The sequence below is a fragment of the Ensifer sp. genome (assembly GCF_031989085.1).
Classification (GTDB): Bacteria; Pseudomonadota; Alphaproteobacteria; order Rhizobiales; family Rhizobiaceae; genus Ensifer.
The window spans coordinates 140,035-166,501 of record NZ_DALZXU010000008.1; the positions used below are offsets into that span (position 1 = coordinate 140,035).

Annotated in this window: 22 protein-coding genes; 9 read left to right on the plus strand and 13 right to left on the minus strand. The window is 61.6% G+C overall.

Annotation, left to right across the window (positions count from 1 at the left end):
- Positions 1-347: 347 nt before the first annotated feature.
- From phnE (RTP54_RS25580) to psrA, 5 genes are all read right to left on the minus strand, one after another.
- Positions 348-1,187: a phosphonate ABC transporter, permease protein PhnE gene (gene phnE / locus RTP54_RS25580; protein WP_312366420.1), complete on the minus strand. Its 840-nt coding sequence runs from the start codon at positions 1,185-1,187 to the stop codon at positions 348-350.
- 10 nt (positions 1,188-1,197) lie between these two features.
- The gene (gene phnE, locus RTP54_RS25585; protein WP_312366421.1) at positions 1,198-2,025 is read right to left on the minus strand and encodes a phosphonate ABC transporter, permease protein PhnE; all 828 of its coding nucleotides are present in this window, start codon (positions 2,023-2,025) and stop codon (positions 1,198-1,200) included.
- On the minus strand, positions 2,025-2,846 hold the full coding sequence (phnC, locus tag RTP54_RS25590) for a phosphonate ABC transporter ATP-binding protein (protein ID WP_312366422.1): 822 nt from the start codon (positions 2,844-2,846) through the stop codon (positions 2,025-2,027). The genes phnE (RTP54_RS25585) and phnC overlap by 1 nt, the downstream gene beginning before the upstream one ends.
- Complete coding sequence (locus RTP54_RS25595; RefSeq protein ID WP_312366423.1) at positions 2,843-3,757, minus strand: phosphate/phosphite/phosphonate ABC transporter substrate-binding protein; 915 nt, start codon at positions 3,755-3,757, stop codon at positions 2,843-2,845. Before RTP54_RS25595 ends, phnC begins: the two co-directional genes overlap by 4 nt.
- Positions 3,758-3,823: 66 nt before the next feature.
- A complete protein-coding gene (gene psrA / locus RTP54_RS25600; protein WP_312366425.1) occupies positions 3,824-4,951 on the minus strand; it encodes an iron-containing alcohol dehydrogenase PsrA in 1,128 nt (375 codons plus the stop codon).
- Positions 4,952-5,046: 95 nt separating this feature from the next.
- Here psrA and RTP54_RS25605 point away from each other — a divergent pair, with 95 nt between their 5' ends.
- The 9 genes from RTP54_RS25605 (at position 5,047) to RTP54_RS25645 (ending at position 17,030) form a co-directional block, all read left to right on the plus strand.
- Positions 5,047-5,910: a LysR substrate-binding domain-containing protein gene (locus RTP54_RS25605; RefSeq protein ID WP_312366427.1), complete on the plus strand. Its 864-nt coding sequence runs from the start codon at positions 5,047-5,049 to the stop codon at positions 5,908-5,910.
- A gap of 112 nt (positions 5,911-6,022) precedes the next feature.
- Positions 6,023-7,693: a Na/Pi cotransporter family protein gene (locus tag RTP54_RS25610; protein ID WP_312366428.1), complete on the plus strand. Its 1,671-nt coding sequence runs from the start codon at positions 6,023-6,025 to the stop codon at positions 7,691-7,693.
- Positions 7,694-7,811: 118 nt separating this feature from the next.
- A complete protein-coding gene (phnA, locus tag RTP54_RS25615) occupies positions 7,812-9,080 on the plus strand; it encodes a phosphonoacetate hydrolase (RefSeq protein ID WP_312366430.1) in 1,269 nt (422 codons plus the stop codon).
- Positions 9,081-9,113: 33 nt separating this feature from the next.
- Complete coding sequence (gene phnY, locus RTP54_RS25620) at positions 9,114-10,568, plus strand: phosphonoacetaldehyde dehydrogenase (protein ID WP_312366431.1); 1,455 nt, start codon at positions 9,114-9,116, stop codon at positions 10,566-10,568.
- Between the two features lie 399 nt (positions 10,569-10,967).
- Positions 10,968-12,557 carry an ABC transporter substrate-binding protein gene (locus RTP54_RS25625; protein WP_312366432.1) on the plus strand — a complete coding sequence of 530 codons (1,590 nt, stop codon included), beginning with the start codon at positions 10,968-10,970 and terminating at the stop codon, positions 12,555-12,557.
- 56 nt (positions 12,558-12,613) lie between these two features.
- Entirely contained in the window at positions 12,614-13,591 is a 978-nt protein-coding gene (locus RTP54_RS25630; protein ID WP_312366435.1) for an ABC transporter permease, read from the plus strand.
- On the plus strand, positions 13,584-14,459 hold the full coding sequence (locus tag RTP54_RS25635; RefSeq protein ID WP_312366437.1) for an ABC transporter permease: 876 nt from the start codon (positions 13,584-13,586) through the stop codon (positions 14,457-14,459). The genes RTP54_RS25630 and RTP54_RS25635 overlap by 8 nt, the downstream gene beginning before the upstream one ends.
- A 2-nt stretch (positions 14,460-14,461) precedes the next feature.
- Entirely contained in the window at positions 14,462-16,132 is a 1,671-nt protein-coding gene (locus tag RTP54_RS25640; protein WP_312366440.1) for an ABC transporter ATP-binding protein, read from the plus strand.
- On the plus strand, positions 16,122-17,030 hold the full coding sequence (locus RTP54_RS25645) for a CehA/McbA family metallohydrolase (protein WP_312366442.1): 909 nt from the start codon (positions 16,122-16,124) through the stop codon (positions 17,028-17,030). The genes RTP54_RS25640 and RTP54_RS25645 overlap by 11 nt, the downstream gene beginning before the upstream one ends.
- 112 nt (positions 17,031-17,142) lie before the next feature.
- On the opposite strand, the gene kduD is transcribed toward RTP54_RS25645, so the two are convergent.
- From kduD to RTP54_RS25685, 8 genes are all read right to left on the minus strand, one after another.
- Positions 17,143-17,907 (minus strand): 2-dehydro-3-deoxy-D-gluconate 5-dehydrogenase KduD, encoded by a 765-nt coding sequence (gene kduD / locus RTP54_RS25650; RefSeq protein WP_312366443.1) that lies wholly within the window; start codon positions 17,905-17,907, stop codon positions 17,143-17,145.
- On the minus strand, positions 17,904-18,743 hold the full coding sequence (kduI, locus tag RTP54_RS25655; protein WP_312366445.1) for a 5-dehydro-4-deoxy-D-glucuronate isomerase: 840 nt from the start codon (positions 18,741-18,743) through the stop codon (positions 17,904-17,906). The genes kduD and kduI overlap by 4 nt, the downstream gene beginning before the upstream one ends.
- A gap of 40 nt (positions 18,744-18,783) precedes the next feature.
- Complete coding sequence (locus tag RTP54_RS25660; protein WP_312366447.1) at positions 18,784-20,658, minus strand: DUF2264 domain-containing protein; 1,875 nt, start codon at positions 20,656-20,658, stop codon at positions 18,784-18,786.
- A 63-nt stretch (positions 20,659-20,721) separates the two neighbouring features.
- On the minus strand, positions 20,722-22,008 hold the full coding sequence (locus tag RTP54_RS25665) for an ABC transporter substrate-binding protein (RefSeq protein WP_312366448.1): 1,287 nt from the start codon (positions 22,006-22,008) through the stop codon (positions 20,722-20,724).
- A 112-nt stretch (positions 22,009-22,120) separates the two neighbouring features.
- The gene (locus RTP54_RS25670; protein WP_312366449.1) at positions 22,121-23,407 is read right to left on the minus strand and encodes a sugar ABC transporter substrate-binding protein; all 1,287 of its coding nucleotides are present in this window, start codon (positions 23,405-23,407) and stop codon (positions 22,121-22,123) included.
- A gap of 34 nt (positions 23,408-23,441) precedes the next feature.
- Positions 23,442-24,524: a sn-glycerol-3-phosphate ABC transporter ATP-binding protein UgpC gene (locus RTP54_RS25675; protein ID WP_312366450.1), complete on the minus strand. Its 1,083-nt coding sequence runs from the start codon at positions 24,522-24,524 to the stop codon at positions 23,442-23,444.
- A gap of 45 nt (positions 24,525-24,569) precedes the next feature.
- Complete coding sequence (locus RTP54_RS25680) at positions 24,570-25,463, minus strand: carbohydrate ABC transporter permease (RefSeq protein ID WP_409517213.1); 894 nt, start codon at positions 25,461-25,463, stop codon at positions 24,570-24,572.
- Positions 25,456-26,379, minus strand: coding sequence for a sugar ABC transporter permease (locus RTP54_RS25685; protein ID WP_312366452.1), 924 nt, complete (start codon positions 26,377-26,379; stop codon positions 25,456-25,458). The genes RTP54_RS25680 and RTP54_RS25685 overlap by 8 nt, the downstream gene beginning before the upstream one ends.
- Positions 26,380-26,467: the final 88 nt, after the last annotated feature.

Sequence of the window (26,467 nt, forward strand, 5' to 3'; positions counted from 1 at the left end):
CGCGAGAGACCTGCCGCGCTTCTCCGATGCTTGCCGAACTCCAAAAGCTCGAACTTGCGCCCAAAACCGCAGACCGATTTCGAGGCGCCTTCACACGACGAACAGAGCTGCAAACGGCCTGGTCGTCGAACCCGCGGACGCGCTGCCGCGCTGATCTGCAAGCCATTTGCAACCGCCAACTCTTTTGAATGTCAAAGGCCCGCGGCTAGTCGCCGCGGTCTGCTTCAGCGGTTCCAGCCGATACATTATGCGCGCAATGCTCGACTGCCTGCTTTGCGTAAGTGAGCAAACAAGCCACTGCGTTAGCTCGTGCGAGAGAACACAATCAGTCGTTCCCGCGATCACATTCACCGCATCCTGGCTATCCGCCGCCGCAGCCAGCCAGAGCCGATTTCGGCGATGAGCACGAGGCCGATGACGACCAGCAGGATTGCAGCGACGCGGGTCGATTCGAGTTGCTGCGTGGTTCGTTTCAGATACCAGCCCATGCCGCCACCGCCGAAGAAGCCGACGACGGTCGCCGCGCGGAAGGCCACGTCCCAAGTGTAGATGGCGATGCCGGTGAAGGCGACCCGAACTTGCGGCAGAACCGCGTATTGAAACACTTGCAACGGACTGGCGCCGACGGAGCGCATGGCATCGACCGGCCCCATGTCGATGGCCTCAAGTTCATCGGAGAAGAGCTTTCCGGCAAAACCGACACAGAACACAGTGAGCGCCAGCGTCCCCGCCAACATGCCGAAGCCGAGGATCGAAACGAAAAGAATGGTCCAGATCGTCTCGTGGATGGAGCGGCTACCCATGATCGCGAAGCGTCCGAAAGGATAGGCGATCCGGCGGCCGACGGTGATGTTGCGTGCCGCAAGCCAGGCAAGCGGCATGGAAAAGACGACGCCAAAGAACCCGCCAAGCAGCGACATTTCAAGCGTACGGATAACCGATCGAATGAATTCCGCATCGGAGATGTAGTCCATGTCCGGTGGGAAATAGCGGGTCGCAAGGATCTCCGCCAACCGCGGAAAGGCACCGAGCAGACGCGCCAGGTCGATGTTGAGGAAGGCCACGGACCACGCCAGGAACGTCAGAACCGCGAGCAGAACGGCAAAGCGGATCGTCGATTCTGGGTGGCGGTAGCGCGACCAGCGGCGCCCGTTGGCGGGGATGGATTGTGCAGATGCGATGGCCATTGCCGCCTCCCTAGATGACCGCCTTGCGGGCGAAATGAGAAACCACCTCGCCAAGCGCGATGAGTGCGAGGACCGAAAGGATCACGAGCGTCACGCCCCCATAATTGAACATCGCCATCTGGCGGAAGAAGACAAGACCCAGGCCACCCGCACCGACCAGCCCCATGATCGCGGAGCGGCGGATGTTGATGTCCCATTCGAAGATGATGGTACCGATGATCACAGGCAGGATCTGCGGCACGATTCCGTAGTACATCACCTGGAACTGGTTGCCGCCGACCGCCCTGATCGCTTCGACCGGCTTCGGGTCGATGTTCTCGATCGCTTCTGCCGTTATCTTCGAGATGAACCCGATGGAGCGCATCGCGACGGCGAGAATACCGGGCAAGGCCCCGAGGCCGACTGCGCCGACGAACAAAAGCGCCCAGATGATCTCGTGGATCGAACGGGACAACACCATCAGCAAGCGCCCGAACGGATAGAGGATGAACCGGCTCGGCGTGACGTTTGTCGCTCCGAACCAGGCGACGGGCAAGGACAGCACGCAGCCGAGGATCGTTCCGAGCGTCGCCATCATCAGGGTTTCGAGCGCCGGCACCACAAGTTTCGGCGCGAGCGACCAGTCGATCCATAGGAAGCGTTCCAGCGTACCGGCGATACCGAGTGCGCCGCCCATGCGCGCCCAATCCGTATCGAACATGATGGTGTCCCAGAAGCACCATAAGAGAACCGCGGTGCCCACCGCCGCGATCAGCCAGTTCTTCGCGCGGCGGCTGCGCTTGTGGGCAAGCCAGGCTTCGAAACCGTACTCCCTCGGCGAGGTTGCCGCCATGCTCATCACAGCACCTCCATGGCGTAGATCTCGTCGAGGTCCTGCTTGCGCATCCCGTCGGACGGCCCGTCGAACTTCTTGTAGCCGTCCTGCATGCCGATGATGCGGTTGCAGCTTTCGAGCGCCAGTTGGACGTCGTGGATGTTGCAGAGGACCGGGATCTTGAACTCCGTCGCCAGTTCACGGATGAGCCGCATCACATCGCGCGATATTTTCGGGTCGAGAGCCGAGGTCGGCTCGTCGAGCAGCAGGATTTCCGGCCTCTGCATCAGCGCGCGGGCAATGCCGACCCGCTGCCGCTGGCCGCCCGAGAGGGCATCCGCGCGCTTGTCGACATGATCCTGTAGCCCGACCCGTTCAAGCAGGCGCAACGCCCGATCGATATCTTCGCGCGGGAATGCCTTGAAGAAGCTGCGGACGGGGCCGGTGTAGCCAAGCCGGCCGGACAGAACGTTGTCCATAACCGACATCCGGTTCACGAGATTGAACTCCTGGAAGATCATGCCGATGCGCCGGCGCAGGCGGCGAAGCTCTGATCCTCGCAACGGCCGAACCGACTGGCCGAACAGGAAGATGTCGCCCTCCGTCGGCTCGACAAGCCGATTGATACAGCGGATCAGAGTCGACTTGCCGGCACCGCTCGGCCCGATGACGGCGCAGAAATCGCCGCCATCGACTGCAAAATCGATCCCCTTGAGGATCTGCGGGCCGCTGGCCGCGTAGCTGACTTTCAGATTGCGCACCTGCAGGATCGACATGGAGGCCACCCCGTCAGCCATGGAGCCGCGCGATGCGCGGCTCTCGACGATGTCCTTTTCGTGTCTCACTGGCTCGCCGCCTTTTCCGCTGCCACCAGCTTGCGGATGATGTCGTAGTCGCCGTCGTTCATGGCGACGAACTTCGTCGAGCTAATACCGTCGAAGAGCGGCTTTGCAGCAGGATCCTCGTGCAGCGTCAGGAACGCTTCGCGAATGGAAGCCTTCAGCGGCTCACAGAGATCGCCGCGATAGACCATCGGGTCCTGGGGGATGATGTCCGACTGCCAGAGCACCCGGAAATCCTCCTTTTTGGCGAGCCCCCGGTCGATGACGTTGTCGAGACGGTGGGTGGCAACGAAGGCGTCGTCGACGCGGCCTTCCTTGACGGCCAGCGCCGACTGGTCATGCCCACCGGTATAGACGACCTTGGAGAAGTACTTCTCCAATTCCGGACCCGTGCCGATCTTCTCGCCGAACACCATGCGCGGCAACAGGTTCCCCGACGTGCTGGCCGGATCGGCAAGACCGACGACGGATCCCTTGAGGGCGTCGATGCTGTCGAATTTCGAATCCGCCTTGACGACGAGCACGGCACGATAGCCTGGGCCCTCCTCCTGGAAGTGACCCTTGGTCTTGGTGTAGGTGGCGAAGACCTCGAGTGTCGGATCCTTTTCCTTGGCAAGCACGTAGGAGTTGGGCCCGTGAACGCCGATCTGGACCCACCCGTTGACCATGCCCTCGATGACCGAGGCGTAGGATGTGGGCATGAAGAACTCGACCGGTTTGCCGGTCTTTTCCTTCAGTTTGTCAAGGAGCGGCTTGTAGATATCCAGTTCCTGGGTCGTTTCCTCCGTCGGAATGATGGAAAAGACCAGCGCATCGGGGTTCTTGCACTCCTCGGCGAGCGCTCCGGACGTCGTGTAGGCAATCGCGGCACCCAGGGTTGCCAGGCCCGCGACAGTGCGTTTCAAATTGGTCATTCATTCCTCCCAAAACAAATGAAATTGATCCGCCGGAGCCTCCCGCTCGCGGCGGTTAGAAGTCGATCATGCCATTGCCATCTGCTTCCTCGCTCCATCATCGGCGATCGCCAGAAGCACCTCCCGCTTGCCGATGAAGTTCTGTCCCCGCTCGCCATCGAAGGCGAGCGCGATCAGGTCGCGCCACTCCACGTCGTCTATACCGTAGTGGCGATAGTCGGTCGCAACGCCGAGACCGGCCAGGAAGGCCTGCATCTCGTCGGCCGCCGCGCGACCATTGCTACCGAAGATCGCCTGCAGGCCCTCTGCGCAGATCCCGCCTTCCGCAGCGACGCTGCGAATGATCATCGGAAGCGAGAAGGAGCAGGCGATGCCATGCGGTACGCCATGGCGCAGCGTGATGGGATAGGACAGCGAATGGGCGATCGCGGTCTTGGTATTGGAGAAGGCAAAGCCAGCAAGCGTGGCGGCGCGCGCCATGCGGCCGCGCAATTCGACATTCGCCAGATCGTCCACAAGCTGCGGCAACGTCGAGAGAACGCCACGGGCAGCGGCTATGGCATGGGCCATCGAGACCGGATTGGCGCTTTGGTTCCAGAGGCTTTCGAGTGAATGCGAGAGCGCATCGAGACCGGTCTGGATCGTCAGGTCCCGCGGTTTGCCGACCATGAGTTCAGGATCGACGATCGAGTATTCGGGATAGAGACCGGGATGGGCGAGCGAGTATTTCAGGCCGCCGGCATTGTCCCAGACCGTGCCCCAGCAGGTGACCTCGCTGCCGGTGCCCGCCGTTGTCGGCACGGCGATCAGCGGCCAGGGAGCAAGGGTTTCCGCGCCGGCACGCTTCTTCAAATAGGCGTCCATGGCAGTGAAATCGCCCCGGGCAGCGGCAAACACCTTCGCCGAGTCGATGACGGAGCCACCACCGAGCGCAACGATCACTTCAGGTTGGCGCGGTAAGGCCGCAAACCGGGCAGTCTGGATCTCAAGAAGAGCGATGTCCGGGTTAGGGGCGATATCGTCGATGACGAGCAATGGCGCGCCGGCCTCCTGTTCAAGGCGCAATGCGAGCCCGCGGAAAAAGGCATCTCCATAGGTGACCAGGGCATAGGTACGGCCGGCAATGGCATCGGCAAGGCGCGTAAAGCTGCCGGGACCAAAACGGACATCAACGGGGTTTCGATAAGACCACACGGACGACTTCCTGTTCTGCAAATTGATTGGCAGGGACACTGTGACGAAGCCGCGATCCATTGACTAATACAAATCTTTGCGGATTATCATAGACTATGGCTATAGTATTTACGCACCTCCGCTCCTTTCACGCCGTCGCCGACAACCGCGGTTTTACCGCGGCCGCCGATGCCCTCAACATCAGTCAGCCGACAGTCACCACCCAGGTCAAAGAGCTCGAAGACCGTTATGGCGTCGAGCTTGTCGTGCGCCGTGGGCGGCGGGTGGAACTCTCGGAGACCGGCGCGGCCCTGTTCGACGTGACGAAACGCATCATGACGCTGCATGAGGAAGCCGAGGAGCTTCTGCTCAGCAGTGGCCGGCTGGAGACCGGCCAACTGCGGCTTGCGGCCGTCGGTCCGTTCCACGCGACAGAGATGGTCGCGCGCTTCCTCGCCAAGTACCCGTCGATCAAGGTCAGCATGCTGCTTGGCAATTCCGACCAGACCCTGCAACGGATCCTGGACCTCGAATCCGACGTTGCAATCCTCGCCCACGCGGTCGAGGATCCGCGGATCTCGTCCGTGCCCTTCAGCACGCACGACGTCGTTGTTTTCGTCAATGTCGATCACCCCTGGTACGGGCGCGAAGAAGTCTCCATCACCGAGCTCGCAGATCAGCCTTTGATCCTGCGTGAACTGGGATCGACGACACGTCGGGCGCTGGAGCAAGCGGCCGTGGAGTTTGACGTGCCGATCAGGCCGCGTCTCGAGATCGGCAGTCGCGAAGGCGTCTGGAAGGCTGTCGAGCGCGGTCTCGGTATCGGCGTGGTCGCCGATTTCGAGTTCGTCGCCCATCCCCGCCTTGGGACGATCCGCTTCTCGGACGCCAAGGTGCAGACCGAATATCGACTCTGCTGCCTGATGGAACGGCGGGGCTCGCCGAAGATCGAAGCCTTCATGAAGACAGTGCTGGAGTAGTAAGATAGCTCGAACCATAGATTTTCCCTATAGGTTCGATTGAAACTTTAGAATTGACGAATATGTCGGCGTCGGCCGATTGTCCCGTGTTCAACAGACAGGACAGGAACCGATGCATCTCTCCGTCATATTGCTGCACCTGGCTGGTGCCACCATGCTGCTGCTCTTCGCCGTTCAGATGGTGCGAAGCGGGGTAGAGAATGCCTATGGCGCCGACCTGCGAACCATGCTGGCCGCGGCAAGGCAGGGTCACGGCAGGGCTGCGGCCGGCGGAGCCGCCATAGCCATCCTGCTGCAAAGCTCCACCGCCGTCGCCATGCTCGCCTGCGGCTTCACCGCCAACGGCATTCTTCCCGTGTCGACCGGCCTTGCCCTTGTGCTGGGCGCCGATCTCGGATCCGCGCTGGTCGTGCGGGTGCTGTCGTTCGATCTCGGTTGGCTCGTCCCGGTCCTTCTCCTCGTGGGTGGGATTCTGCACCTCAAATTCTCCGCCCGAAAGACGCGCGAGATCGGTCGCATGGTACTCGGCGTCGGCTTCGTGCTTCTGTCGCTGCGACTGATCGGGACGGCAACGGCGCCACTGCGCGACGGGGCCATGTTGCCGTCACTCGCCGGCTACCTTGCCGAGGACTTCTTGACGGCGTTCCTGCTCGGCGCGCTCTTCACGTGGCTTATCCATTCCAGCGTGGCCGCGATCCTCATGGTCGCGACCTTTGCCGCGCAGGACCTGGTGCCCCTGGAAGCCGCCGTCCCGCTGGTGCTCGGCGCCAATCTAGGCGGCGGCCTGATCGCCTTCTGGTTATCGCGCGGCATGTCGCCGGCCGCTCAACGCATTCCGCTCGGCAACCTCATCTTCCGCACCGTCGCCTCGCTCGCCACCCTCGCTTTGATGGAAACGACGGCCCTGCCGATCACAGCACTCGGTCTCGGGCCGGCGGACGCGTTGGTGAATTTCCACCTGCTTTTCAATGCCGCTCTCGTGCTTGCCGGATTGCCTTTCATTGCGGCGATGACCCGCCTGACGGGGCACCTACTAGCGAACTTGGAAGCGAGCCCCGGCGATGACCCTCGGCAAAACCGCGTCACCGCCCTCGACCGCTCCGTCATCGCCACGCCAAGACTTGCGCTCGCCAGCGCGACCCGGGAACTGCTGCGCATGGGAGAGTTCGTCGAAGTGATGGTGCGGCCTGTCATGGATCTCCTGCAAGCCGGCAGTCGGGCGGAGATCACCCGCATTCGCGAGATCGACAACGCGGTCAATCAGGCTCATCGGGACATCAAGCTCTATCTTGCCGAGGTCAACCGGGGCATCATGACGACAGACGAAGCGTCGCGCAGTATCGAACTGACAGATTTCGCCATCAACCTCGAGCATGCCGGCGACATCGTCGCCAAGACCCTTCTCGTTCTTGCCGAAGAGCGCACCGAAAAGAGTTGTCGCTTTTCGAGCGAAGGTTGGTCCGAACTGCTCGAGCTTCATGCCCAGGTCGTCGAGAACATGCACCTTTCGCTGAACGTCCTCATCTCCCAGGACCTGCCTTCGGCACGTCAACTCGTGCTCGAAAAGGAGAAAATGCGGAAAATGGCGCGCCACACCCACGACCGGCATCTGAGGCGCCTTCAATCGGGCACGGCGGAAAGCATCGAGACGAGCGGGATGCACATCGAAATCGCCCGCGGGCTGAAGGAGATCAATTCGCTCCTGGTCACCGTCGCCTATCCGATCCTGACCAGAAGCGGTGATCTCCTCGCGAGCCGGCTCACGAACCCGAACCATAGGTAGGATCTATCGATCTAATTCATAATTGCAATTTTTCAGATGGATGGATTTGCGGCAGATAGAACGAGAAACAGATGCGGATCGAGTGCTGCCCGGTCCGCCCTCAGCAAGGGACACCGCCATGAACCAGATGTCACCCATCACCGTCAACGCGAATGGCCGAGACTATCAATGGCCAAAGGTACCGGCGATCGCGATCTGCCTCGACGGCTGCGAACCCGCCTACCTCGATGCGGCGATCGAAGCCGGCCTGATGCCGACGCTCAAGCGCCTGCGCGAACAGGGCACCGTGCGCACGGCACACAGCGTCATTCCAAGCTTCACCAACCCGAACAATCTTTCCATCGCAACCGGCCGCCCACCGGCGGTGCACGGAATTTGCGGCAACTACCTCTACAACCCGGCGACGGGCGACGAGGTGATGATGAACGACCCGAAATTCCTGCGCGCGCCGACGATCTTCAAGGCCTTCTATGATGCCGGCGCAAAAGTCGCGGTCGTCACCGCCAAGGACAAGCTGCGGGCGCTGCTCGGTCACGGACTTGCCTATGACGACGACCGGGCCGTGTGCTTCTCCTCCGAAAGGGCCGATACCACCACCAAGGCCGCGAACGGCATCGACAATGCCTCGAAATGGCTGGGTCGCCGCGTGCCGGAAGTCTATTCGGCAGAACTGTCGGAATTCGTCTTCGCCGCGGGCGTCAAGCTGCTGAAGGAATTCCAGCCGGACGTGATGTATCTGACAACGACCGACTACGTTCAGCATAAATATGCTCCCGGCGCAAAACAGGCGAACGACTTCTACGCCATGTTCGACACGTATCTCGGCGAACTCGACGCGCTCGGCGCCGCAATCGTGGTGACCGCGGACCACGGCATGAAACCGAAGCACCGGGCAGACGGCACACCCGATGTCGTCTACGCCCAGGATCTGTTCGACGAATGGCTCGGAAAGGACATCGCGCGCGTCATCCTGCCGATCACCGACCCCTATGTGGTTCATCACGGCGCGCTCGGCTCGTTCGCCACCGCTTACCTTCCGCCCCATGCCGACCGCAACGCCATCATGGACCGGCTGCGCAAGATCGAGGGCATAGAGCTCGTCCTTGGCCGCGAGGATGCATGCCGCCGCTTCGAGCTTCCTGAGGATCGCATCGGCGGCATCGTCATGCTGTCATCCGAGAACAAGACGATCGGCACCAGCGAACACCGCCACGATCTCGCAGCGCTCGACGAACCGCTGCGCTCCCACGGCGGATTGAGCGAGCAGGCCGTTCCCTTCATCACCAACAGGGTTCTGCCCGATCAGCCGGATGCCCCTGATCTCCGGAACTTCGACGCCTTCTACTATGCGGTCATGGCCGCGGCACAGACCGAGAAGAAGGCCTGAGCCGGCAGGCGACGCTCAAAAGGAAGACATTAGATGACCCGCTCCGAGACCTCCATCAAAGTCCGCCATGAGCCGATGCGGATCGCCGGCAAAATGGTCGATGCCGACGGCATCGTCGAAGTTCGCTACCCCTATACCGACACGGTGGTCGGCACCGTACCCGCAGGCAGCGCCGAACACGCGCGCCAGGCCTTCGACATTGCCGCAAACTTCAAATCGAAGCTGACCCGCTACGAGCGCCAGCGGATCCTGCTGCGCACCGCAGACCTGCTTGACGCCCGCAAGGAGGAGATTTCCGACCTCGTCACGCTCGAACTCGGCATCTCCAAGCAGGATTCGCTCTACGAGGTCGGCCGCGCCTTCGACGTCTTCACGCTTTCCGGACAGATGTGCATTCAGGACGACGGCCAGATTTTCTCCTGCGACCTCACCCCTCACGGCAAGCAGCGCAAGATCTTCACGCTGCGCGAACCGTTGAAGGCCATTTCCGCGATCACGCCGTTCAACCATCCGCTGAACATGGTGGCGCACAAGATCGCGCCGGCCATCGCCACAAACAATTGCATCGTGGTCAAACCGACGGAACTGACCCCGATGACAGCGCTGTTGCTTGCCGACATCCTCTACGACGCCGGCTTGCCGCCGGAGATGCTGTCGGTGGTCACCGGCTGGCCGGGCGATATCGGCGACGAGATGATCACCAATCCCAATATCGACCTGATCACCTTTACCGGCGGCGTTCCGGTCGGCAAGCTGATCGCCTCGAAGGCCGGATACAAGCGCCAGGTGCTGGAACTCGGCGGCAACGACCCGCTGATCATCCTCAACGATCTTTCGGATGACGACCTCGCAAGAGCCGCCGACCTCGCGGTTGCCGGCGCCACGAAAAACTCCGGCCAGCGCTGCACGGCCGTCAAGCGCATCCTCTGCCAGGAGCGCGTGGCGGACCGCTTTGTGCCGATGGTACTGGAGCGGGCGAAGGCATTGATCTTCGGCGACCCGATGGACCGCGCGACACAGCTCGGCACCGTCGTGCACGAACGGGCGGCAGCACTATTCGAAAAGCGGGTTCATATGGCGGCCGAGCAAGGCGCCGACGTGCTCTACGATCCGGGCCGGAAAGGCGCCCTTCTCCCGCCGATCGTTGTCGATCGCGTTCCGCACGGCTGCGATCTCGTCATGGAAGAGACCTTCGGTCCGATCATCCCGATCATCCGCGCGCCCGATGACGACGATGCCCTAATCGCGCTTTCCAACTCCACCGCATTCGGCCTGTCCTCCGGGGTCTGCACCAACGATTTCCGCCGCATGCAGAAGTACATCGCCGGCCTCGAGGTCGGCACGGTCAACATCTGGGAAGTCCCCGGCTACCGCATAGAAATGTCGCCGTTCGGTGGCATCAAGGATTCCGGCAACGGCTACAAGGAGGGCGTCATCGAGGCAATGAAGTCCTACACCAACGTCAAGACGTTTTCGCTGCCCTGGTAAGCAACCGCATGTCTTGAACGCCAGCCGTTTGCCATAGTCGACGCACCACAAAAGCACACTTCAAAGAAGGCAGGACGATCTGTGATCGCCCTGCCTTTTTGGCGATGACCGTCGGCAGATAGCACTTCCCGGCATGCACTGAGACACCCCTCGTGCGCGCGTCCGCATCGCGCGACACCGGCCGGTCTTGATCATTTCCTGAAACCCCAGCGCGCATTCAAGAAACAATAGTTTCTGAGCCTTCCATATATTTTATCTATTATCATTATTGAGACTTCGTATTTGAACGCCATCCCGCGAAGTGCCATCGTCCGGTCAGACAGCTGATATATCAACGCGTGCGCGCGCCCGAAACTGCAACTCGCAGGGGCCGGTCATGCGAACAACCGGGAGAGAGCAATGCAGTCGCAGTCCAAACGAGAATTCCTCCAGTTGCTCGGTCTCGGTGCCATGGCACTCGGCATGCAACCGCTGATGACCGGCGGACATGCACATGCGGCTGGACTTCCCGACTGGGCTGCGCTTCCTGTCGGAGCAGCCCCCAAGACCGGCGGCAAGCTCGTCTATGGCCAGACCTATCCCAACTGGGCGGTAGGCACGTCTGACAATGGCAAGCACCCCTATTACTGGATCGATCTGCTCACGCGTTCCGTCTGGAATTGCCTCCTGTGGGTCGACCACGATTTCAACCTCCAGGGCGAATTGGCCGAAACGTGGAACCCGAGTGACGACACGTTGAAAGTCTGGGACTTCAAACTGCGCGAAGGCGTGCAGTTCCACAACGGCAAGGAAATGACATCCGATGATGTCGTCGCCTCGTTCAATGCGCACATCGCACAAAAGGCCAGCAGCTTTCTCAACAAGTGGTTCGAGAAGGTCGAAGCGACCGGCAAGTACGGCGTCCGCTTTACCTTGAACTCCGGCTATGCGGAATTCCCCTATATCCTTGCCGAGTACCGGTTGACGATCGTCCCGAGCGCCTCCCCCGAGGCCATCCTGACGGACGGGATCGGTACCGGTCCGTTCAAGCTCGTCCAGGTGGACAACCGTCGCGGCTTCAAGGCAGTCCGCAACGAGAATTACTGGCTCGGCGGCCGCCCCTTCCTCGATGAGCTCGAAGGTTACGTCGTCAATTCGCAAACGGCGATCAACGGATTTCGCTCCGGCCAGTTCGATGCGGTCTTCAACATCGACCCGACCACTGCCGGCCAGTTCGAGAGCGCCGGCGGCCACATCCATAAATCGGCGGGTGGCGACCAGTTTCTTATCGGCCTGCCGAAAAACCTCACCCTGCCCTGGAATGACCAGAAGATACGCGAGGCCATGAGCCTCAGCATCGACCGCGACGCCATCAACACCATCGTCTACAACGACCCGGGAACCTGGCTCGGCAACGACACGCAGATGTCGGGCATAAACAAGGAGTTCATTGCCCGGCAAAAGCCGTTCGACCCCGAGCGCGCAAGGCAACTTCTCGCCGAAGCCGGTTATGCTGACGGCATCGACCTTCCGGTGATCGTGTTCTCCCCGTCGTTCCCGGAGATGCCGCGGGTGATGGCGATCGTCGCCGAATCCTGGAAGAAGGCAGGCATCAATGCCGAACTTCGCGAAATGCCGACCGACGGTTTCGACGCCTATGTCAAGCAGGTGAACCCACCCGTCGGCCGGCCCAATGCCGGCCTGGTCGGCCCCCGCAATCCGGCGATCAATCTGGGCCGGCTGGTATCGAACCCTGTCGAATCCGCAGGCTGGACCGGCCCGCAGAACGATGCCTTCGTCAAACTGTACCAGGAAACGATCGCTGAACCCGATGCCGAAAAGCGCCTGGCAAACTATCAGGAACTGCAGCGGATCGCACAGGCGGACACGCCCGCGATCGTGCTTGGCGGCCGTCGCAACATGCTGGCACACACGACCAGGGTGAAGAACCTGAAGTCGCATTCCCAGAACTGGGGAACCCGCTTTGACGACTGCTGGGTCGATGGCTGATGACCACAACACACCTTCGAGCCGCATACATTTCGTAGAAAAGAACGGCAGCACGTATGTCAAACATTGTCACCTTGATCGGTCGCCGTCTGGTCTTGTCTTTCTTCATCCTGACCCTGACGTCGCTGATCGTCTTCCTTGGAACCGAGGTTCTTCCCGGCGACGCGCTGACGGCGACGATCCCGGCCGAGGAACTGGCGTTCTACACCGAGGAGCAGCTCGCATTGATGCGGGCTGACCTTGGCCTCGACCGATCCCTGCCGGTGCGTTTCCTGGAGGTCTGGCAAAATCTGTTCAGCTTCGATTTCGGGCAGACGCTGCTGCGCCGCGAGCCGGTCGTCGATCGGATCATCCACCCGATGATAAACTCGGCGATCATGGCGGGCATGGCGCTGGTTGTCATGCTGACGATCGTTATCGCTCTGGGCATTCTTGCAAGCCTGAAGCCGGGTGGGCGGCTCGACAACGCCATCAGCAGCGCGACGCTTTTCACCTATTCGATGCCCGATTTTGTCGTGTCCAACATCTTCGTCATCGTCTTTTCCGTCTGGCTTGGCCTTGTGCCGGCAGTCATCTTCGCTCCAACGGATGCACCGAAGTTGACGATCCTCGGGGCAGCCGTCCTGCCGGTCATCGCCCTATGCGTACACGGGGCGGCCTATCAGTTCCGGCTCTTGCGCGCCGGCATGGTCGAAGCGCTCAACAGCGACTATGTCGAACGGGCACGGCTGGCGGGCATTCCCACCTGGCGGATCGCGACGCGGCATGCCCTTCCAGCGGCCGTGATCCCGATGCTCAACGGCACGGCGACGTTTGTCGCCGGACTTCTCGCCGGCTCCGTCGTCGTCGAGGCCGTGTTCAAGTTTCCCGGCGCTGGCGGCGAACTGCTGCGGGCCATTTCCCAACGGGAAATCCCGACCATCCAGGCGATCGCGTTTCTCGCCGCCCTGGCGGTGGTGGTCGCCAACCTGATCGCCGACCTTGCCGTCCTCGCCCTCGACCCACGCGTCCGCACGAGTCTGGAAAATGCCTGATACAAGCACTCTTCATCCCGTCGCCCAACCTCGACCGCCCAGCTCCAAGCTCCGCCGCGCCCTCGGCGAACCCGCAACGCTGATCGGCGCCATTGTCGTTGCCATCCACCTCTTTCTTGCAATCTTCAGCCCGTTGATAGCCCCTCATGACTCGAGCGCCCTCGTCGGTACGCCGCTCGCGCCCCCATCGGCGGAATTCTGGATGGGGACCGATCAGATCGGCCGCGACTATTTCAGCCGCATCATCGAAGGCGGACGCATCGCACTTCTGGTTTCCTTCTGCGGTGTCGCCATCGCCGTTGCGATCGGCACCTTTCTCGGCATGGTCGCCGGCTATGTGGGAGGCCGCATCGACGAGGCAATCATGCGCTTCATCGATGCCGTGATGGCCATTCCGGACATCATCCTCATCGCCATCCTGACGCTCGCGCTTGGCAAGGATGTGGTCATGCTGATCCCGATCGTCGCCGTCGTGTATACCTGGGGCGTGGTGCGCGTCATGCGCGCCAAGACCGTGAGCCTGTCGACCCTGGACTTCGTGCGGGCAGCCGAACTGCGCGGGGAAAACCGGTTGAGCATCATGCTGCGGGAGATTCTTCCGAACCTCACCGGTCTCATCGGTGTCGAACTGGCGGTCAGGATTTCTTCGGCCGTGCTTCGCATCAGTGCGCTTTCCTTCCTCGGGCTCGGCATCAGCCAGCCGACCCCCGACTGGGGCCTGATGGTTCAGGAGGCCATGGGTGTCGTCTATACCGATCCGTGGTTTCTCTTGCTGCCGGCGATCATGCTTTCGAGCCTCATCCTCGGCGTGAACTTCATGGTGGACGGCTTCTCCCGGGCCTTCGGCATCTCGACGGCGGAGCTTTGATCATGGTCGAAACCACTCATATTACCGTTCGCGACCTGACACTCGTCTACAAGACAGGCCCGAAGACCGAAGTGCCTGCAATCGACAATGTGAGCTTCTCTCTTCGCAAGGGAGAAACGCTGGGCATCGTCGGTGAAAGCGGCTGCGGCAAGTCCTCGCTGGCGCGGGCATTCCTTGCCTATACGCGGCCCGGCGCACGCATAGCCGGCGGCTCGATCGTGATGTCCGGCGCCGACATCCTGACATTCGACGCGAGGGAGCTCGCTGCGTTTCGAGGGCGCCGCGCCGCCATGGTGCCCCAGAACCCGCTCTCCTCGCTCACCCCCCACCGAACGATCGGCCAGCATCTGACGGAATTGATCCGCCTCCACAAGACGGCGGGAGGCAAGCACCCGAAGGACAAGGCGATCGAGCTTCTCGGCGCAATGGAAATGCCCGACCCCGCGGCGATCTTCGATCGTTATCCGCACCAGCTTTCGGGCGGCCAGCGACAGCGTGTCGTCATCGCAGCGGCGCTCGTCGCTGAACCGGAACTGATCATCCTCGACGAACCGACGACGGCCCTCGACAAGACAGTCGAAGGCCAGGTTCTCGAGCTCGTCGCAAGGCTGCAGAAGCGCACCAACACGACACTGATCTATGTGAGCCACGACCTCAACGTCATCGCCCGCATGTGCGAGAGGGTTCTGGTGATGAAAGACGGCAAGGTGCTGGAGGACGGCCCGACCGCACAGGTTTTTGCCAATCCCCGGACGGACTATGCACGAGCGCTGATCGCCGCCATTCCCAAGCTGGAGACCATCGGCAACAGCAAACCGCGCCATTTGCCGACCGCATCGCCAAAACTGACCATCAACGGCCTTGAGTTTTCCTATGGCAAGGCAGCCGGGCTCAACCCGATTTCGCGGCTGTTCCTGCGCACCGAAGCCCCCAGGACGCTTTCCGGCATCTCGGTGTCGATCGAGGCGGGAACGACGCTTGGCGTGGTCGGCGAATCCGGCAGCGGAAAATCGACGCTCGCAGCGCTTGTTGCCGGGTTGATCGACTGCAAGCCCGGCGCGATCGAATTCGACGGAAAGCCGCTCCATGGTCTTGCCAACGGCCGCGAACGCGATCTGCGCCGACGCGTGCAGATGATCTTCCAGGACCCGGCGTCCTCGCTCAATCCGCAGCATACCGTCGAGCAGATCATTGCCCGCCCCCTGCAGTTCTTCTTCGGCATGTCGCGCGTGGCCGCCCGCGATCAGGCCGTGGCACACCTGGAAGAGCTGGACCTCAATGCGAGCTTCCTGACGCGCTCGCCGCGGCAGCTTTCCGGCGGCCAACAGCAGCGCGTCGCCATCGCTCGCGCCTTTGCCGGCAAACCCGACCTTGTCCTGTGTGACGAAGTTACCTCCGCGCTTGATGTAACCGTGCAATCTTCCGTGCTCAAGGTCATGAAGCGGCTGCAGCGCGAGCATGGCACGACATACCTGTTCATTTCGCACGATCTTCCGGTCGTGGCGGAGATGTCCAACCAGATCCTGGTTCTGGAGGGCGGCCGCATTCGAGACTACGGCGACACGCAGGACGTCCTTGCCGCGCCGACGTCTTCCTATACCCAAAACCTGCTGGCGGCCTTTTCGATGGCCTCCGAGCAGCTCGCACAAAGGACCATGAAGCATGCAAATTGACGCCTTCGCCGCCCCCGGACAGTTCTATCGAGGCAACCTCCACACCCATTCATCGCTGTCCGACGGCAAGCTCGATCCGGAAGAGGTCTGCAAGCGCTACCGTGAGCGCGGCTATGATTTCATCTGCCTGTCCGATCACTTCATGCCGCACTACAATTACCCGATCGCCGATACCCGGGCGTTTCGCACCAACAGCTTCACAACGATCCTCGGCGCCGAATGCCATGCAATGGCCACCGAGCACGGCGAGAAGTGGCATATCCTCGCGGTTGGCCTCCCGCTCGACTTTGCACCGAATGGCGACGGCGAGACCGGCCCGGAGATTGCAAAGCGTTGTCTCGATGCCGGCGCCTTTGTCGCGATCCCCCATCCGGAATGGTACGCGCTGACGATGGCGGACGCCGCATCGATCCCCGGCGCCCATGCGGTGGAGGTCTACAACCACACCAGCCAGGTGCTGAACGCGAGGGGTGGCGGCTCATACTATCTGGACGATCTTCTCAATTCCGGCCGCCGCATCAACGCGCTTGCTTGCGACGATGCCCATTTCGTTGCCGGCGAAGACCAGAACCGGGACGCTTTCGGCGGCTGGGTCATGGTCAAGGCGGGCGCGAACGAGCCGGACGCACTGGTCGAAGCCTTGAAGCAAGGCCACTACTACTCGACGCAGGGGCCGCGGATTGAAGATATCCGTGTCGAAGATGGAATGATCGTGATCGAGACGTCCGCGGTCTTCCAGATATCCGTGGTTGGCAGGGCGTCGCGGAACGAAAAACAATCGGGCACTGACGTGACATCGGCAAAGTTCCCGCTCGACAAGTTCAAGGGCGACTGGTGCCGTGTCGTGGCGATCGATTCTGCGGGCAAGATCGCCTGGTCGAACCCGATCTATCCGTAACAAGGCCACGGCGATCGCGGGCCAACCGGTCCGCGATCGACTCGATGACGGACGAGGCCGCACGATTGCGCGGCCCTTCATTCTCCAAATCAGACAAGTTGCGGCTACCGGCTCATCGGGCGAGCCATCCTCCGTCGACCGGGATGGTCGCTCCGGTTACATAGGAGGCGCGAGGACTGGCCAGGAAGAGAACGGCGGCAGCCAGGTCTTCAGGCACGCCCCATCGGCCGATCGGAATACGTTCGAGGATCTGCCGCTGGCGAACCGGGTCCGCCCGAAGTGCGGCGGTGTTGTCGGTTTCCATGTAGCCGGGTGCAATGGCGTTGACGGTGATACCGGATGCGGCCAGCTCGTTTGCCATCAGCTTGGTCAGCCCGACGACCGCGTGCTTTGAGGCGGTGTAGGCCGGAACCCGGATTCCGCCCTGGAAGGAAAGCAGCGAAGCGATGTTGATGATGCGGCCGACGCCGCGCTTGGCCATGCCGCGCGCGACCGCTTGGCTCAGAAAGAACAGGCTCTTTTCATTGACGTTCGTCACCGCGTCCCAATCCGCCTCCGTGTAGTCGAGCAAATCGGCGCGCCTGATCGTTCCGGCATTGTTGACCAGGATATCGATTGGCCCGGCCTGCTCCTCGATCTCATCGACGAGGGAGCGAAAGTCGTTGGGTTGCGAAAGATCCGTTTGAACACCGAGGAACCGACGCCCTTCGGCTTCGACCAATGCCCTTGTCTCCGGCATGGGCGTGGACCCGAGGCCGACGATGTCGGCCCCCGCGCTCGCCAGCGCCAGAGCCATCGCCTGGCCCAGTCCTCCCCGGGCGCCCGTGACCAGTGCCCACTTGCCGGCAAGACCGAACATGTCCGCAAGCCCGGTCATCGCAGGGTCTCCATTGCCACAAAGTCCATGTCGGCAAAGGACTGGTTATCGCCCGCCATCGCCCAGACGAAGGCATAGGAGCCCGTGCCGGCGCCGCTATGGATCGACCACGGGGGCGAGAGCACCGCCTGCTCGTTACGAACGATCAGGTGGCGCGTCGCCTCGGGTCGGCCCATGAGATGCACCACCATGCGATCGTCCGGCATGTCGAAATAGAGATAGGCTTCCATGCGCCGATCGTGAAGGTGCGCAGGCATGGTGTTCCACACGCTTCCCGGCTCGAACCGCGTGATCCCGAGCATGAGCTGGCAGGTCGGCAGCAGGCCATCATGGACGTATTTGTAGATGGTGCGCTTGTTGGCAGCTTCCGTCGTTCCGAGTGCCTGCGGCGAAGCTTCTTCCTGGGTGATCTTGCGGGTGGGATGGGTGGCATGCGCGGGCGCCGAAACACCGTAGAGCCTTGGAGGCAAGGCATCGTCTACCGCCGCGAACGATACGCCCTTTGCCCCCTTCCCGATATAGAGCGCCTCGAAAGGTGCGACGACGTGATCTTGCGCATCCGCAGATATCCTCGCCGGACCACCGCCAAGGTTCACAACCGCCAGTTCCCGTCGTTCCAGAAAATCGGTGACGCCAGCGGATTTCGCGAGCTCAGGGCTGAAGGAAAGCGGCGTGGCCTGTGGCAGTATGCCAAGCTGCACCAGGCGGTCATAGTGGCTGTACGCGGCACGCATTTCTCCGGCAACGAAGAGGTCCTCGATAAGGAAGTGGCGGCGCAGACCTTCGGTATCGAGCGTCTCGGCCTGTTCGAAATGTATAGCTTGGCGAATATCCATCAGTTTTTTCCTTCATTGGCCGGCCAGCAGTGTCCGCCGGTCAGGCATTCGTGTTTCTGCTCATAAGCGTGACCGGCCGGCCCTTTGTCTTGAGCAGGGCTTGAAGCGCTGGCAGGTCGGGCGTCGGCGGCAGATGCTCCAGCGCGCTGCGCCCGGCGGACGCATCGCCGCACGCCAGGACGGCGGCAAAAAAAGTGCTCTCTCCGGGAGGGATCTCGGCCGTCAACTGCGGCACCAGTGTCCTTGCGGCAATGAGATTGGTGTTCGGCTGGGCGATATGCGCCTTGCCGGCACGATGGATCGACGAGCCGAGATCGATGATCGCCGAGAGGTCGCGCTGGGTGGAAACGACCGCCTTGCCCCCCTCGCTTTCGAGCGCATCGGATAACCCCTCGTTGCGCGCGATCGCAAAGCCGCCTTCCTTGGTCGAGACGGCGCGATCCGTCCGGATGCGGTGGGCGCGGACATGGAAATCTCCATGCCAGTAAAGCCATGTTTCGACCAGAATGTCGCCAACAGGCCGCCAGCGCGCGTAAAGGACGTCACCGGCAATCAGCACCTCTTCGTTGGCCTGACGGACGGAAAACTGGAGGCCGTCGCTGCTGAACCCCAGCATGCCATCCAGGACCGCGTCGGCGAACCGATTGGGGTCGCTTTCGACGCTGAAGCCGTAGCGGGCGGAATAGACGAACTTGCTGTATTTCTCGGCGCCGAACCGTGCCCAGGTGTTTTGCGGCCCGGTCTGCTGACCGCCGCAAAGCGCAATGGCATCGCCGGGAGGGTTCTTGATGATCATGCCCGTGTGCAGGTGCACGGCCACGTCGTCGCGCGGCAACACATCCGCCTCCTTGGCGCTCCAGAAGGGGTGTTGCTCCGGCAAGGCCAGCGGCAGGAATGCCTTCAATGCCCAGTAGGGCGACTGCGGCGAATTGTAGGTCTCGCACATCAGGAGGTTCGGATAGGCGTAGCCAACCGGCAGGATACCGTCTCTCGATGCCATCGGTCGGCTGGCCCACCAGCGCAGATTGCGCAGATAGAAGCCTTTCAGTTGGCCCCAGGGCAGCGCCTCTTCGCCGGCAAATGCCAAGGCGCCGAAGAAACCGGCGATGGCGAAGCGATAGGTCATCGACCGGCCGAACGCCAATGCCGCACCGTCATCGGCAAACCAGCGCACCAGGTCGTTGGCGACGAGCCGTGCACGCTCTCGATAAGGCTGCGTATAGGCTTGGCCGTCGAGCACGCCGAGAATGAGCCCGTAGAAGTGAAATGCGAAGGGAATGTAGTGGTCGGCCCGGCGCGCGTCGCCGTCGCTGTACCAGCCATCGCCGAAATAGAAGGCCTCGATCTCGTCGATATAGGCCTGGTTGAGGGCGCGATCGTGATCGGCCCCGACCGCATCCAGCCCCAGACTGATGAGAAGGCGGAAGAACTTCCAGTTGTTCTCGGAAAATGCGCAGGCGTGCCCGGATTTGAGATAGGAGATGACGTTCGCCTGCTCGCCTGCCCCCAACGGCGCCCAGAGCTTTTCCGGCACGAGCCGCAGCGCAAAACCGATTGCCGCGAGCTCGACCAGACGCTGGTTGCGATCGGTGGGTTTGCCCCAATATTCGGGATGCTGCGGGTCCGTGCCGGCCGCAAGGCCGCGCGCGATAGGCGTCCAGTCGATCCAGTCGGCGCCGCCGAGCTCTGCCGGGACCAGTCCCCACAATAGCCGCGAAAAGCCTTCGAGATCGGCAGCCGCCTGATCGAAATGCGCGGCAGTCGCATCGAACCTCAAACGGGCACCGCCAGTCGAGCGGTAGGTTTCGGCGGGGTCGCAGAGCGCCTTCAGGGCGCGCTCGACGTCGGCACGCGTACGCAGTTCATTGCCTGCCCATGGATGGAACAGGCTGTCGGCGAAAATGCCATCACTCATTGGCCATTCCTGTCTTGGAAAACGTGTGGTCGGCGTTCGGCGGACGCCGACCGGTTGGCAGCATCAACTCCTGAGGATGCGATTTGCCTGTGCGACCAGCTCCTCGCCGGCTGCAGCGACGGTCAATTGGCCGAAGGCAACCCGATCTGCAATCGGGCGGAACACGCGTTCTTCAAGCTCCGATGCACCGATCGGAACCTGGGGCGGGAAGGCGCCGACCCGTCCCGCGATCGAGGAAATGTAGTCCACCGATCGCTTCGAGACATCATCGACCAGAGGCGTCACGGCCTCGCGGACATTGAGGTTGATCGGGACACCACGTTCCACGCCGAGAAGTCCGCCCGCCGGAAGGTCGTTGATGAAGAAATCGATGAACCGGGCCGCAAGCTCCGGCTGCCTGGACGTGCTGGCAACACCGAAATGCAGGCTGGCCTTGTAGAACAATCCGGACGGGCCCGTTGCCTCGGAGATCGGCAGCGAGGTGATCTCCAGCTTGTTTTTTGCAAGTGCCTGATAGCCCAGCAACTGGTTGGAAAAGGCAATGGCGATCACAGCATGGCCTGTAGACAGCGGGTTGGAGTCGATCTGCAATTTGTCCAGCGCCTGGATTTCTGCCGGAACGCAGCCGCCGCTCTTCGCAAGGCTTTCCCAATAACCGTACCACTCCCTCGCATCGTTCGCGTCGAAGCCGATCCGGCCATCCTCGCCGTACAAGCGCTTGCCGCGCTGAACGAGAAACGCTTCGAGGGCATAGCTGTAGCGAGCACCATTTCCGACCGCCCAGACATTCTTCCGGCCGATCGCCTTGGTCATGTCGATGCAGAGCCTGGCGAAATCGTCCCAGGTGGTGGTCGGACCGGGCGGCGTAATACCTGACTGTTCGAAGGCCACGCTGTCGTAGAGAAGCGCAAACGCATTCAGCGACAACGGCATGCCGACGATCTTGCCGTCGACAGCGCCAAGATCGAGCACACCGGGCATCAGCTTTTCGGTACGGATCGTGCTCCCCAGATAGTCGTCGAGTGGAAGCATGGTGTTGCGGCGGGCATAGTCGGCAAAACGGCTCGGCGCCAGCTGGAAAATGTCGGGCGCGTTGCCGCCGGCCAGCATCGTCGTCAGCTTCGACCAATAGTCGTTGCCGCCAACCTCTCCATTGATCTTCACGCCCGGATTGGCGGCTTCGAACAGCCTGGTGACAGCGAGCGTGCGCTCTGCGCGCGCCGGCGAACCGAACCAGAAGAGGCGCATCATCGCGCTGTCTGCGAGGGCCGAACGCAGCGGCGATTGCAAAAACGTTGCAGCGCCTCCGAACATCAATCCCAACTGCAAGAGTTCGCGTCTGCCAAACATGGTAATCTCCCGAAAGCTTCAATTTGCCTGCGCCGCCGACCTCCTTCGGCGGCGCACTTGTACGCATGGGCCTTTTCGACGTGCGAAGCGGCCGCCTCTCGTTGCGAGACGATCAGCCCTTGACGATCCGGCCGCCTTCGGCAACCAGTTGGTCGGCTGCCTCCCCGGGGGTCAGTTGGCCGAAAGCCACCTTGTCGGCCAGGGGCCGGAACGCGCGCGTATCGAATTCAGATGCGCCAACGGGTACCGGCGGGGGATAGGTTCCCACCCTTCCGGCGATCGACGAGATGTAATCGACGGTGCGCTTCGACACGTCGTCGATCAGAGGAACCACGGCATCCTTGACGTCGGTGTTGACGGGAACTCCGCGCTCGACGCCGAGCACCTTGCCGGCTGCCATGTCGTTGACGAAGAAGTCGATGAACCGGGCAGCAAGCTCGGGATTTTCGCAGGTACTTGCAATGCCGAAATGGAGACCCGGCCGATAGAACAGGCCGGACGGCCCTGATGGATCCGACACCGGCAAGGTGGTGATCCCGAGCGGGTTCTTCACTGCCGACTGATAGCCTAGAAGCTGGTTCGAAAATGCGATGGCCATGGCGGCCTTGCCAGTTGCAAGCGGGTTCGAATCGACCTGGATCTGGTCCATCGACTGGACCTCGGCCGACACGCATCCCCCGCTCTTGGCAAGGCTCTCCCAATAGCCGTACCAGTCCTTGGCATCGTTGGCGTCAAAGCCGATCTTGCCATCCTCACCGTACAACCGCTTGCCGCGCTGGTTGAGGAAGGCATCGAAAGCATAGGTGTAGCGCGACGCGTTGCCGACCGCCCAAACGTTCCTGCGATCGATCGCCTTGGTCACATCGATGCAAAGCTTGGCGAATTCGTCCCAGGTGGTTGCAGCGCCCGGCGGGTTGAGCCCGGCCTGCTTGAAGGCTTGCGTGTCGTAGAACAGTGCGAAGGCGTTGAGCGACAGCGGCATACCCGCGACCTTGCCGTCAACGGTTCCGAGTTCCAGGACACCCGGCGCCAGCCTGTCGGTGCGAATGGTCTTGCCGAGGAAGTCGTTGAGCGCAAGCGTGGTGTTGCGGCGCGCGTAGTCGGCAAACCGGCCGGGCTCAAGCTGGAAAATATCAGGCGCATTGCCGCCAACGAGCATCGTCGTCAGCTTGGACCAATAGTCGTTTCCGCCGACTTCACCGTTGATCTTGACGTCAGGATTGGCCGCCTCGAAAAGCCTGGCGACGCCAAGCGTGCGTTCGGCGCGCGCAGGCGTGCCCCACCAATAGAGCCGCATCGTAGCGCTATCGGCAAATGCGCTGCGCATCGGTAGTTGCGAGAATGCCGCCGCCCCACCGAGCATCAGGCCGGTGCGTAGAAGTTCGCGTCGATTGAGCATGAATTCCTCCCTTTGGTTCCCTTATTGCGTGAGCCTAGTGTGCAAGCCTGTGCCCTTCGGCGTCGAACAGATGGCAGTGCTCCGGTGCGATGCTGACGCTCAGTGTTTCACCCGTACCGAGCAGCGATTGGCCCTCCATCGCGACGATGAGCGACTGCTTGTCGGGCAAACGCCCATAGACGATGGTCTGGCCGCCGAGATGCTCGATATGGGTTATCGTCAGGGTTCCCAGGTGGATCCCGGAAGCGCCCTTGACCCTGATATGCTCCGGGCGAACGCCGAGGCTGAGCGTCGCCCCAATCGAAGCTCTTTCGGCCATCGGCACGGCGACATCGGCGCCGGCAAGACCGAGGACGGCCTCGTTGTCGCGGTGGCCCGTCACGGAAACATCCAGGAAATTCATCTTGGGTGAGCCGATAAAGCCGGCGACAAAGCGGTTGACCGGCCTGTTGTAGATTTCGAGCGGCGTCCCCTGCTGCTCGATGCGGCCGGCGCGCAGCACGACGATCCGGTCAGCCAGCGTCATGGCTTCGACCTGGTCATGGGTGACATAGATCATGGTTGCGCCGATATCGGCGTGGAGTTTTGCGATCTCAACGCGGGTTTGAACGCGAAGCTCGGCGTCGAGATTGGACAGGGGCTCGTCGAACAGGAAGATTTTCGGATCGCGCACAATGGCGCGGCCGATGGCGACGCGCTGGCGCTGCCCACCTGACAGCTGCTTCGGCTTGCGTTCGAGCAACTGGGTGATCTGCAGGATATCGGCGGCCCTGCGCACCCGCTTGTCGATTTCGGGCTTGGGCATGCGCATGGTTTCAAGGCCGAACGACATGTTCTTGTAAACACTCATATGCGGATAGAGTGCGTAGGATTGAAACACCATGGCGATGCCGCGCTCGGAGGCAGCCTTCTCGTTCATCCTGGCGCCGCCGATCGCCAGCTCGCCGCCGGAGATCGGTTCCAGCCCGGCTATCATGCGCAAGAGCGTGGACTTGCCGCATCCCGACGGCCCGACGAAAACGACGAACTCGCCGCTACCGATCTGGAGGTCGACGCCGCGAATGATCTCGACGGCACCGTAGCGCTTCTGGACTTGCTTCAAAGCGAGCGTCGTCATTGGGCTCCCCTTTCTATTGCTTGTTCTGTGGTTTCGTTCGCGCCGCTAGCGCTTCATGCCCGTTGTCGCGATGCCTTCGATCAGAAGCCGCTGGAACAGGAGGAAGAGAATGAAGATCGGCAATACGGTCAAAGTCGACATCGCGAGCAGCGCGCCCCAGTCCGATTGCGCCGTGGCATCGACAAAGGTGCGAAGTCCGAGCTGCGCTGTGTATTTCTCGATGTCGTTCAGATAGATCAGCGGCGCGAAGAAATCGTCCCAGGTCCAGATGAAGGAGAAGACTGCAGCGGTCGCCAGCACCGGCGTCGAAAGCGGCAGGATCACCTTGAGAAAGATGCGCAACGGTCCCGCACCGTCCATGATCGCGGCCTCGTCGAGCTCGCGCGGGATGCCACGGAAGAACTGAACCATCAGGAAGATGAAGAAGGCATCGATGGCGAAGAACTTCGGCACGACGAGCGGCATGATCGTGTTGACCCAGCCGAACTTCAGAAACATGAGATATTGCGGGATCAGCACCGCATGCTGCGGCATCATGAGGGTCCCGAGCATCAGCGCGAACCAGAAGCCGCGCCCCCTGAACTGCAGGCGCGTGAAGGCATAGGCCGCCATCGAACACGATATAAGGTTGCCGATGACGACCAGGACCGAGATCAGCAGCGAGTTGAGGAACATGTAGCCGAAGCTGACGCTCAGGCCATTCCAGCCGCGGCGATAGGCATCGAGCGTAAACTCCTGCGGGATGAGCGATGTCGTCGCAAAGATCTCGTTTTCGGGCTTGAACGAACTCGAGACCATCCACAGCAGCGGATAAAGCATGATGAAGCTTACTGCCGTCAGCAGCGCGTAGACCAGTGCCCGCTTCAAAGGCGATGACGTCGCTCCATCCGGCACGGCAGCAGCCTCGACGACGTTCGACGTGTAGACGGTATCAGTCATCGTAGTGCACCCAATATTTGGCAGACATGAAGGAGAGCGCCGTGAAAATCGCGATGATGACGACCAGCACCCAGGCAAGCGCCGAGGCATATCCAAAGCGGAAGTTGGTGAAGGCCTCCTGGTAGAGGTAGAGCGTGTAGAACAAAGTCGTGTCGATCGGACCGCCGCTTCCGTCACTGACAACGAAGGCCGACGTGAAAGCCTTGAAGGCGTCGATCGTCAGGATCACCGCATTGAAGAAGATCACCGGCGTCAGCAAGGGCAGCGTGATCTTGAAGAACTGACGAGAACGGCTTGCGCCATCGATGCTGGCGGCCTCGTACATGTCCTGCGGGATCTGGCGCAATCCTGCGAGAAAGATGATCATCGAGGACCCGAACTGCCAGGCAGCAAGCAGGACCAGAGTGTAGAGCGATGTCGAGGGGTTTGATATCCAGCTCGGCCCTTCGTAACCGAAGAGAGCGGCGAGAACCTGGTTCAACACGCCGTCTCCTGCAAAGACCTGCCGCCAGAGCACCGCAATTGCGACGCTGCCGCCGACCAGCGACGGAAGATAGAAGATCGCGCGAAAGACCGTCAGACCGCGAAGCCCCTTGTTCAGCGCCACCGCGATCGCCAGCGCGAACATCAGTTTCAGCGGCACCGACAAGAGAACGAAGGTGAAGGTCACGCGCATCGCGGTCCAGAAACGAGGGTCGTCGCTGGCAATCCGGATGTAATTTTCCGCGCCGACCCAGTTGGCAGGCCCCATCAGGCCGAAGTCCGTGAGCGAGAGATAGAACGACGAAACGGCCGGCCCCAACGTCAGCACGACAAACCCGAGCAGCCAGGGCAACAGGAAGCCGTAGCCGCCCAACTGGCTGCGCAGTCGCCCGCGCAAAGTCGGCCCTGCACTCGATGCGTCCGTAATGGACATTCCCTCACCCTCCCTAATCGGCGCCTTTGACGCCACGAAGGACGTCCAGACTGAATGCAACATGAAACCGAAAACATTCTTCGTCAAG